The sequence below is a fragment of the Bacillus sp. FSL R9-9497 genome (assembly GCF_038005805.1).
Taxonomy (GTDB): domain Bacteria; phylum Bacillota; class Bacilli; order Bacillales; family Bacillaceae_G; genus Bacillus_A; species Bacillus_A cereus.
In genome coordinates this window covers 33,436-45,227 of record NZ_JBBOTY010000002.1, presented here as the reverse complement: position 1 = coordinate 45,227, position 11,792 = coordinate 33,436, and the positions used below count along the sequence as shown (strand labels likewise).

The following is an 11,792-nucleotide window of genomic DNA, read 5'->3' as shown; positions in this document are numbered from 1 at the left end:
TAGCCCTCTTTTAGTTAACTTGGATTAACTTTTCAATTTTCTTTTTAAATGGTTGCACAACATTTTGACCAATACGTTCAATTTCATGCTCACTAATCTGAGAAGTAATAAGAAAATAATTTGCCCCTATTTCCCAAAAATCAGTTAACGTCGAGATGACTTCCTCATAGCTACCAACAATAGAAATTGAATTAGATGGGTTAACTAAACTTAGACCTCCCCAAAGATGATCATCTATCCACATACTATCTTTTGTAATTAAATCTTTGTATCGGCGAAGTCCAACAGAATCTGCATTATCTAAAAATAGCTTAGTCATCCGCTTTAAGGCTGCTGGTGTTCTCTCAAGTAATTCATATGCTTCTTTATATGCTTCTTCCGAAGTCTCACGAGCAATGATGTCTACTAAAATAGCACCTGGAATTTTCTCGCGCCCATATTGCTTAGCGTAATTATTAACTGTTTGATAGTGTTCTCTAAGACTTTTGCGGTCTGTTGCATAAAGTATATAAGCATCACCATACTCTGCAGCTACTCTCATTGCCTCCTCGGAGGACCCCGCTACAAAGTAGCGGGCACTTCGAGAGAGATCTTCCTTTGGATAAATATCACTATTTTCTACTTGATAAAACTCACCTTTATAGCTAGTTACTCCTCGTCTTAATTGTTGTAACAGCTCAATATATTCTTTTGTCCTAGCATATCGAACATGGTGCGGTTCTGGTAATCCATCACGCGCAAGGACAAGCGAGGCACTTCCAGTTACAATGTTAATATCTGCACGATTACCAATTAAACTATTTAAAGTATTCAATGCTTTTGCTGTTACGGTAGGAAGCATCTGGTTTGTATTTTGCGCAACCAAAATCTTTACAAACTCCGTATTCATTCCAATCATAGACGCTGCTATCATTGGATCAACAGATGTTGGTGCAATAGAAACCAATACCGAGTCAAAGTTATTCTTCTCAGCTCTTTTAGCTTGATTAACATATTCCTCTAGAAGTTCTTTTGTTTGTGGTGTTGGAATAACAGGTAATCCCCAGCAAAACTCAACTTTTGACGGAACTACTTCTTTATTAATCATGTTGTTCCCCTCCCTTTACTACTTTCTACTTTTTAAAGCAGATAATGTATTTTTCATAACCGATTTCGCTTTCAATAACTCTTTTTTATTTGTTAAATTGTTATTTACTTCTTGATTACTTAAATATTTAGCAAGAGATTTAATTGACGTATGCTCATAAAGAACAACTATAGGTAAGTCTCGTTTAAAGGCTTCTTTTAATTTCACATTAATACGAACAAGATCTAAAGAACTCATTCCTAGATCGAAGAAATTATCGTAAATTCCTATTTCTTCAATTCCAAACATATCTTTTAATAATTCGTATAATTGTTGTTCAATTTCATTAGTTGGTGGTCTATACGTTGTGGAAACATCTGAACGATTCTGCTTTAATCTATTCTTACTTCCTTTTTCCAATAGTTCATTATAATAGTTGGCACCATTTAAAAGTTTCCAATGTAAATCTATTGGAGAAACCACAACTTGTTGTTGATTTCTATTGATAATACTACGGAATACTTTTAAGCCCTCTTCTACAGTTACACCATCATGTAATACACTTTCCATATCCATATTAAATTGCTTTGCCCATATTTCAGCAGACTTAAGTGACATACCCACCTCTTGCCAATCTGGCCAGTTAATAGCTACAGTGAACACTCCATCATGAGCCCGCTTATAAAATGCAAATGCATCTAAAAATTCATTCGCTGCATTATAACCACTCTGACCAAATTTCATATGATACGCCACATTACCAATTGATGAACATAGTACGAAGAAATCAATTGGTTCATCTTTTAATAAAGCATCGAGCACTAGTGTACCTTTAATTTTCGGAGCTAAAATTTTATTATTAGATTCTTTTTCACGATTCATCATAATACCTAGATAATCAGCGACACCTGCTGCATGAATTACGCCATTAATAGAACCAAAACGAGATTTAGCCTTTTCAATTGCCTGTTTCATATCATCTTGATTGGAAACATCAGCACTTAGGATCATGTATTCTGCACCTTGAGACTCCATTGTCAACAAATCAGAAATAACTCGGCTTACACGCTCGTCTTTATTTTCTAGGTACTGTTCCCATTGATTACGAGGTGGGAACTCTGAGCGGCCAATCAATATAAGTTTGACATTTGGTACTCTATTAGCTAAATCTTTTGCAATTTCAAATCCAATTCCACCAAGTCCACCAGTAATTAGATAGACGCCACTCTCTCGTAATCTATCAATTTCTACATCTTCTTCTTCAAAAGGACTTTGAATAATCGTTTGCGCCCATCTATGACGTCCTCGATAAGCTACAACTATATCAGTAGAATCCACAAAACTCTCCATTAAACCCGCTTCTTCAAACATTTGTTGAGAATCTGTATCCATATCAATGGTACGACATTTTATATTTTGAAACTCAAGATTGCATATTTTTGAAAAGCCTAGAATTGTAGCTTGCTCTGGCTTTAAGTTCAGCTCTGTACCTGTAACTTCAAACATACGGTCAGTAAAAATGTTTAACTGTAATGCTCCCTCATAATTAATTTTCCCAATTGCTTGTGCAATATAAAGTAACGAATAATATCCTTCATCCATTGATCGTTCAATTCTCTCTTGATCGAGAATAACCTCATTAACTGGATTAAAGCTCCAAGCATGTATAATCTTATTTGGTAATAAATCTTTTTGTTCTAATTCTGAAAATAGCATTTCATAATGCATTTTTTGAGATGGACATATTGTATATAAACCGTCGGATTTTTCAGAGAAAATACCACCTGTTTTAACTTCAATTACATCATGACCTTCTCTTTTTAATTTTTCTATCAATCGATTGAATCGATTTAGATGATCATTGAAAATAAGCCATTTATATTTTTGTTCTTTCTTTATTTGTATAGATTTTAATGTTTTGCGTTCCCAAGAAGGCAAATAAAACCAGTCTTTAATATTAGCCTGTTTATTATGGCCTCTTGTTTCCTGAGTTAAACTCTGAGATTGAATATTAAAAAATGGATCAGCTTTAAATCGTTTTTTCATGAAAGGATACGTTGGTAAATCTAATAAACTTTTATTCTCACTGTTATTAAAAGTATTCCAATTTATAGTTCCACCTTGCATCCATAACCGTCCCATTTGCTTGCATAAATGCTCGAAGTCATTTGATTTATCCAGAAGATGACGTAACATGTTTAAAGCCAATTGATCTTTACTTCTATTTAAATGCTTTAATACAAAAGTTGATAATGCATTACCTGGGCCAATCTCAAGGCAAATTACATTTTTCAAATGAAAAATTTCAGATAATCCCTTTGAAAATTGAACAGTACTTCGTAGATGCTGTGCCCAATAAGAAGGTGATGTGGCTTGATTTGCTGTAATCATTTCACCTGTAACATTAGATATATAAGGTATTTTAGGACTTGATAATTTTATATTTCCTACAGCTTGCTCAAATGAATCTAGAACTTCATCCATCATTCGAGAATGGAAAGCATGCGAAGTAAATAGACGCGTTGTCTTTACTCCATGATTTAAAAGTAATTCCTCAATTTTATTGATTGAAAGTACAGTACCAGAAACTACTGAGTGTTGAGAGGAATTTACAGCTGCTATATCTACATCATCTGTTATATAGGTTTGTAATTCTTCAACAGATAAATTTACACTTAGCATAGCGCCTTCTGGTACGCTATTCATTAACTTCCCTCTAATCATTACTAAATGTAATGCATCTTCATAAGACATTACTTCTGCTAAACAAGCTGCTACAAACTCACCAATACTATGGCCAAACATGACCCTTGGATAAACTCCCCAATTCATTAGAAGCTTGGCTAATGCATATTCAATAGTGAATAGTAGAGGTTGCGTCATTGAAGTTCTATTTAACTGTTCAGTTGCTTTATCCTCTGTCTCCTTTGTAGGATACAAAATATTTTTCATGTCTATATCTAGCCAATTTGAGAGTAAGGCTAAACCTTGATTAACGTGTTCACGAAATACAGGTTCATTTTCATATAAATCTCTACCCATATTGATATACTGTGATCCTTGCCCTGAAAAAAGAAAGGCTAAAGGTCTACTCTCCATTGCGTTTGTTTTCTCTAGTCCCGTATCACCAAGTTTTTCTATGGCACCCTCTATTCCATTAGCAACTACTGCAGTTCTATATGGAAATTCACGACGACCTTTTTGTAATGTATAAGCTGTATCAGATAGTGATATCTCTGGATTCTCCTTTAAATGCAATAATAGATCGTTAGTAGCTTTATCTAAAGATTCCTCTGTTTTTGCTGAAACAGTTAATAAGTTCCAAGATTGTTTTTCAAAATTCTTAGCATTGTCAGGAACAGACTCTAACACTATATGTGCATTAGTTCCACCCATCCCAAACGAACTAACACCCGCTCTTCTTACCTCTTCTTTCCATGGGATAAGTTCCGTATTTACACGAAACGGATTTTTTCCAAAATCAATGCTAGGGTTTGGGTTATTATAATGAAGGCTCGGCGGAATTTTCTTGTTTTTCAAAGCTAAGACCGTCTTTATAAATCCTCCAACTCCTGCTGCAGCATCTAAATGTCCAATGTTCGTCTTCACTGATCCAATTAAAACTCTACCTGGTTCTTGCTTACCAAAAGCTAACTTCAATGCTTCTACTTCTATAGGATCACCTAGTTGCGTACCAGTACCATGAGTTTCTATATATGAGATTTCTTCAGGCTTAACGCCAGCTATTTCATGAGCCGATTTTATAACAGCAGCTTGGCCATCAACCCCTGGCGCTGTAAATCCAGCCTTATTGGACCCATCATTGTTTACTGCAGCTCCCTTAATAACTCCATGTATTAAATTCCCATCTCGAAGAGCGTCCTCTAACCTTTTCAGTACTACAATACCAGCACCATTTCCACCCACTGTTCCTTGAGCATCCTTATCAAAAGCTCGACAATGACCATCTGGTGAGAAAATCATACCATCTTCATATAAATATCCTGTTTTTGTTGGATAAGTTATACTTACTCCCCCGGCCAAGGCTATGTCGCATCGTCCATCGATAAGATCTGCCCATGCGTTTTGAATAGCAACTAAGGAGGTAGAACAAGCTGTTTGTACTGTAATCGCTGGTCCTTTTAGATTTAATTTATAAGCCAATCGAGTAGCAAAGAAATCTTTTTCGTTTAACAACATTGCTTGGAAATCTTCTAATGTATTAGAAGATTCACTAGCAATAGAACGAAGCCAGTGGAAATTTGGTGATCCTCCAACATAAACTCCTGTATCCATATGAGAAGAATTAACCTCACCTGCTTGTTCTAGTGCTTCCCATGCGCATTCATGAAGTATTCGCAGTTGTGGATCCATCATTTCAGCTTCTTTTAGACTGTAATCAAAAAATTCATTATCAAATGCATCTACATCTTCTAAATACCCTTTAGATTTTATATAATTAGGTTTTTGAATCACTTCTTTTGGTATGCCCATCTCACTAAGTTCTTCATCTGTAAATGTACGAATGGATTCTATCCCTTGTTCTAAATTTGACCAGAATTGCTTAAGATTAGAAGCGCCTGGCATACGAACCGCCATACCAACCACTGCTACATCATTTTTATTCATAGATAAAAGATTTTCTTTCTTAACTTCTTCAGGTTGGTGTTCCATAGCATTATCACTTCTAAAGTAGGAAGCTTGATCATGAACCGTTGGGTATCGGAATAACATAGGCATTGTAAGTTCTTTTTCAAACTTGCTTCGTAAACGAGAGAACAATCGAACCATTTTTAAGGAGTTCCCTCCAACATCAAAGAAATTATCATATAACCCTACTTTTTCTACCCCCAAAACTTCCTTCCAAACATCAGCTACCGTTGTTTCAAGCTCATCTAGTAAATCATTTGGTTGTACTAACTTAGTAGGCTTAGGTAAAGCACGACGATTAACTTTTCCATTCGTAGTTAATGGCATTTCACTTAAAAGTACAAAATACATAGGTATCATATACGAGGGTATTTTGTCAGTAAGATAATAACGTAATTCGTTTTGAGATATATCTTGATCAGTTAGTATATAAGCACACAGTTCTTGTTCCTCTCCAAAAGCAATAGATAAAACTACCGCTTCCTTCACATCCGCATGCTGTTGTAAATGATGTTCTATTTCTCCTGTTTCAATTCGATAACCACGTATCTTCACTTGATGATCACTACGACCTATATACTCCATTTCGCCATTTTCAAGAATACGGACTAAATCTCCTGATCTATATAATCTTTCACTTGGATTATAAGGATTCTGTATAAAACGTTCACTGTTTAGTTCAGGACGATTTAGATATCCCCGCGCAACTCCATACCCTCCAACATAAAGTTCCCCTTGCATTCCCTTAGGTGTAGGATTCATATGTTTGTCAAATACATAGCACGAATACGTAGGAAGAGGCACGCCTATAGCACTAAGATTACTGTGCATTTCTTTTTCTCCAATTTCCTTATAAGTAACATGTACTGTCGTCTCAGTTATTCCATACATATTTACTATGACCGTATTAGGTGAACGCTTAAACCAACTTTGCAGTAAACCTGGCTTCAGCATTTCCCCTCCAAATGTAATTAACCTAATTTTAAAAGCAAGTTTAGGCATCTCTTCAACTACTTGTTGAAAAACATAGAATGCAGATGGAGTTTGATTCAATACCGTTACTCCCTCATCTGCAATCAACTGGGCAAGTTTATACGTATCACGGATTGTTTCTTTTGTTGCCAGGACAAGACGTCCACCATAAGTAAGTGATCCAAATATCTCCCAAACTGACATATCAAAACAGAAAGAATGAAATAGTAACCACACATCATCACTAGAGAATTTAAAACTATTTGGTTGATGCATGACAAGTTGTATTACATTACTATGTTCAATCATAACCCCTTTAGGACGTCCTGTTGTTCCAGAAGTATAAATGACATATGCTAAATTATTTGGGGCAACATCTACTCTCTCGAAATCTTGCATAGGTGTCTCATTGAGTTCTTCAATAAAAAGCTTTGTGCTATCAAATTTAACTTTATCCTCAAATAAATTTGAGGTTATTATTACATTCGAACCACTATCTTGAAGAATAAAATCAATTCGTTCCTGAGGATAATCAGGATCAATTGGAACATAAGCCCCACCTGCTTTTAAAATACCAAGTAGAGAGATAATCATATTAAATGAGTAATCCAACATTACAGCTACTGGAGAATCTAAAGTTACACCTTCTTTTAGAAGAGCAAATGCCACTTTATCCGCACGCTCATTCAACTCTCCATAAGTCATCTCACTATTCTCAAATGTAAGTGCCACTCTCTCAGGATGCTTTTCAGCTTGCATCTCAATTAATTGATGAAGTGTTGTGTGTGGGAATGTAGCACTTTGATTTTGACCACCTTGAAGCAAAAACTTTTCTTCTGCCTCATCTAACATTTTAAGAGTTTGTATTGGTTGTCCTTCATCTAAAAGCATTGAATCTAATAGCTGTATAAAATGGTTAGTTATACTGGTAATAATGGATTCATCAAATACATCTTCAGGCCACATCATTGCAAGTTTAATAGAATCGAAACACTCTATTGAGACAGTTAAATCATAGTTGGTCATTTCATTTACTTCATAACCTGAAATTCTTACACTTTCATCAATTTCTTTCAGCTTTTCTATATCAAGAGGGTAATTCTCAACTACCATAATAGTGTCAAATGACACGTTTAAATCAACAATTGGAGTCGTTTCATATTCAGTTCTTCTTTGGACATCACTTTGAATTCTTTGTAAAAGATCTGAAACAGTCATTCTCCCATCAGCACTTACACGCAGTGGTGGTGTATTTATAAATAAACCTACCATTTCACTCAGACCATGCATTGGAATTGAACGCCCGGATACTGTTGTACCGAATATTACGTCCTCTGAATTTTTGTACCTTTGTAATAATAGACCCCAGGCTGTATAAAATAATGTAGCCAATGTTACACCTTGATTACTTGCAAAACTTCGAAATCTATCACTTCGCTCTTTATCTATCTCTTTTACATATGTTTTTGCTTTTTTTAGTTCATTAGAATTTTTATTGGATAAATTTATTTGTTCAGTTAATTCATTTAAATATTGTTCCCAAAAAAGCTTTTGTTTTGGTTTATCTTGTTTTTGTTGCCATAGTATATATTCTTTAAATTTCTTTTTATTTATAGATGATGATACCTCTCCCTTTATTAACTCTCGATATACCTTAATAAACTCTTGTAAAATAATACTATTACTCCAACCATCAAACAAAATATGATGATGACGTAAAACCATTTCATATTCGCCTTCGTTCAAATGGCACAGTTCGATAGAAAAAGGAACTGTTTGTAAATCAAAGCTTTCTGTATCATTAGAGACTTTACCATCACTATATATAATGTTCGGAGTATGCTCTTTTAATATAAGTTGTACAGGTTGTTTAACTTTTTCCCATCGAAAAATTGTACGCAGCATTTCATTTTCCCGTGTTACATAATTCCACGCCTCTTCGAACTTTGGAATATTAATTTTTCCAGTTAAGCAAAGTCGAAGTTCTTCATGATATAGCTTTCCTTCGGGTTCTTTCAAATAATGATAAAGAATACCTTCCTGCACTGGTGTAAGGGCGATTACATCTTCAATATCTTCTTTATGAATCTTTACTGCTTTCCTCATTAACAGAACCTCCTACAAGTGTGGTATGGTGTGAATATTTATCGGAACCTAATAAGGCAAGTGCTTTTCTATCTATCTTTCCGCTATCCGTTAATGGCATTTCATTTACACGTACAAAACGGTTAGGTATCATATAATCTGGTAAAAATAAGCGAAGATATTTTTTTAACTTCTCTAACTCAATATCATTTTCTGACTCATAGAAAGCTATTAACTTAACTACCATCTCAGATTCTTGTCTTACAATTACCGCACATTGTAAAACTCCTTCACAAGACATTAAACACGATTCTATTTCCCCTAACTCAATACGAAGCCCATTAACTTTAACTTGAAAATCAATTCTTCCATGAAACTCAATATTCCCATCCGATCTTATTAAAGCTAAGTCACCGGTTTTATATATACGGGTATCAAGGGAATATTGTACAAACTTTTCTGCCGTTAATTGTGGCCTATTTACATATCCACGTGCTAATCCTATACCTGAGATACATAATTCTCCTATATGACCTTCCGGAAGTTTATTACCATATTTATCAACAACAAACATCTCAATATTCCTAATTGGTCTCCCTATTGGAACGCTCCCTTCTGTAATCTCATGTGTCGGACAATCATAAGCAGTCACATCAATGGTTGCTTCAGTAGGTCCGTACAGATTAGTAAGAAGTGTACCATTAGAGAAATTTAGCAGCTTGTTAAAACGGTTTACATGTTGAGACAGTAGTGCCTCACCACTAACAAATACTTGTTTTAACGATTTTATTCGGATAGTTTCACCTGTCACATCAAGATAGTGTAAAAATGCACTTAACATAGATGGTACAAAATGCATAATTGTCACGTCATTACTTTCAGTTGTCTCAATAATAGCCTGTGGAAACTTCTCCATCCCCGGCGCAAGAATACATACTTTGGCTCCAACTATGGCCCACCAGAACATCTCCCATACGGATACATCAAATGTATAAGGGGTCTTTTGTAATATAGTATCCTTTGAACTAATTGGATAAGCCTCTTGCATCCACTCAATTCGATTTATTAAGGCCGAATGCTCAATCATAACACCCTTAGGTTTCCCGGTTGAACCGGAAGTATATATTACATACACAAGATCAGAGGGTTTGTTAATACACTCTAGATTTTCACTCTTTCCTTCATAGGAAATCGAATCTAAAGCCAACATATCAGCTTTCAAACTATCTTGAAAACGATGTAGGATTTGCTTTTGCGTAAGTATTAATTTAGCACCGCTATCTTCTATAATGAATTGTAATCGTGATGATGGATGATTCGGGGAAAGCGGCAGATATGCTCCGCCCGCTTTCAATATCCCGAAAATTCCGACAACCATTTCGATAGATCGCTCTACCATAATACCTACAACTGTATCTGGACCAACTCCACCTTCACGTAAAAGACGAGCTAATTGGTTACTTTTTTCATTTAATTCCTTATAGGTTAATGTTTCTTTTTTAAAGATAACAGCAACCTCATCTGGCGTACGGACTACTTGTTCTTCAAACAGCTTCTGTATACATGTACTCATCCGGGTTGTATCACTCCTTTTGTTACAGGTATTTTTTCAATGGCACGTTTCGCTTTTTTAGCAAATCCCTTACCAAGTAATAGCTGATGAATCTGATTACTCCCCTCAACGATCTCCATTGTTTTAGAATCTCTAAAGCACCTTGATATTGAATAATTATCATTACAACCAAGTGCTCCCATAATCTGTACAGCATTCGTTGAATGCCTTGTACCTGAGCGCGATGCAAAATATTTTGCAATCATAATCTTTTCAGTAGCATCAGCTCGATGCTCATTTTTGGCCTTACAAGCTTCTAAACTAAGTAGTATAGAAGCTTCTAAATCTACTCCCATATCCGTAATCATATGTGAAATCATGCCATGATCAATTAGAGAGTTACCAAATGCACTTCTATGTAATACATGATTCCCACAGATTTCTAAACAAGTACGTAATACACCAAGAGCAGCAAAGGCAATTGAAATACGCCCAAATTCTAAAGCATACGGTGCAAGGTAAGTAAAAGCAAATCCTGGTCTACCAATGATATTTTCTAAAGGTATTTCTACATTATTGAATTCAATTTCTGCCAAATATGCAGCTTTAAATCCAAGCATGTCTCTTATATGAGTAACATTTACACCTGCACTATCTTTTGGTACTAAACAGGCAACTGGTTGTTCACCATTTAGTTTTCCAAATACCAAAAACACATCAGCAGCTGCACCAAAAGTGATCCACTTCTTCACTCCATTAAGTATTAATTTATCCCCGTGTTGATCGAAGTTCGTTTTAATCATATTTAAATCTGATCCTGCTCCAGGTTCAGTAAGGGCTAATGCAGCTATTTGATTACCAGATGCAAGTAATGGTAACCACTGATTTTTTTGATTTTCTGTTCCCCATTTTAAAATCGTTTCTGTTACCATCGTATGGACATTAAATAATCCCGAAAGAGAGACACTACCTCTTGCTATTGCTTCAGTAAATAACCCATACGTTACATAATCCCATTCTAATCCACCATACTCTGCTGGAAGTGTTCCACCTAAATAACCATTTTTAGCACAAGTCTTTATTATGTCTGATGGAATGCCCTGTTCAATCTCCCAACTATTAGCGTAAGGTTCTATATTTTCACAAACAAAATCCAAAAAATTCTGATACATTTTATATTGAGATGGCTCTAAGTATTGTTTCATGTCCATTACCGAACCATTTGCTTATTTCTTATAAAATTACCAATAGAATTTACAGACTTATAGTTATCCATATCTAAGTCATCCATAGTTACCTTTATGGCAAATTCTTTTTCAAGAAAAGTCATCAATTGGATTGCAAATAAAGAATTAACTAATCCTTCTTCAAAAATCTCAGTATCATCATTAAATTCAATACCTACATGATCTTGAATATACATATGAATAATTTGTTCTAAATTTTTATCTTGCATTTTATACACCC

General features: G+C 35.0%; 5 protein-coding genes. All 5 read right to left on the bottom strand.

Annotated elements, in window-relative coordinates; translation table 11 throughout:
- Positions 1-10 precede the first annotated feature (10 nt).
- The 5 genes from MKY21_RS27835 to MKY21_RS27815 are packed head-to-tail and all read right to left on the bottom strand — an operon-like array spanning position 11 to position 11,781.
- Positions 11-1,087, bottom strand: coding sequence for an LLM class flavin-dependent oxidoreductase (locus tag MKY21_RS27835; RefSeq protein WP_000608549.1), 1,077 nt, complete (start codon positions 1,085-1,087; stop codon positions 11-13).
- Positions 1,088-1,105: 18 nt separating this feature from the next.
- Positions 1,106-8,794, bottom strand: a complete 7,689-nt coding sequence (locus MKY21_RS27830; protein ID WP_341078041.1) for a non-ribosomal peptide synthetase/type I polyketide synthase — start codon at positions 8,792-8,794, stop codon at positions 1,106-1,108.
- Positions 8,769-10,346, bottom strand: a complete 1,578-nt coding sequence (gene zmaJ, locus MKY21_RS27825; protein WP_098326486.1) for a zwittermicin A synthase ZmaJ — start codon at positions 10,344-10,346, stop codon at positions 8,769-8,771. Before zmaJ ends, MKY21_RS27830 begins: the two co-directional genes overlap by 26 nt.
- Positions 10,343-11,536, bottom strand: coding sequence for an acyl-CoA dehydrogenase family protein (locus MKY21_RS27820; protein WP_087947947.1), 1,194 nt, complete (start codon positions 11,534-11,536; stop codon positions 10,343-10,345). The genes zmaJ and MKY21_RS27820 overlap by 4 nt, the downstream gene beginning before the upstream one ends.
- Positions 11,536-11,781 carry an acyl carrier protein gene (locus MKY21_RS27815; protein ID WP_001152970.1) on the bottom strand — a complete coding sequence of 82 codons (246 nt, stop codon included), beginning with the start codon at positions 11,779-11,781 and terminating at the stop codon, positions 11,536-11,538. Before MKY21_RS27815 ends, MKY21_RS27820 begins: the two co-directional genes overlap by 1 nt.
- Between the last annotated feature and the right edge of the window lie 11 nt (positions 11,782-11,792).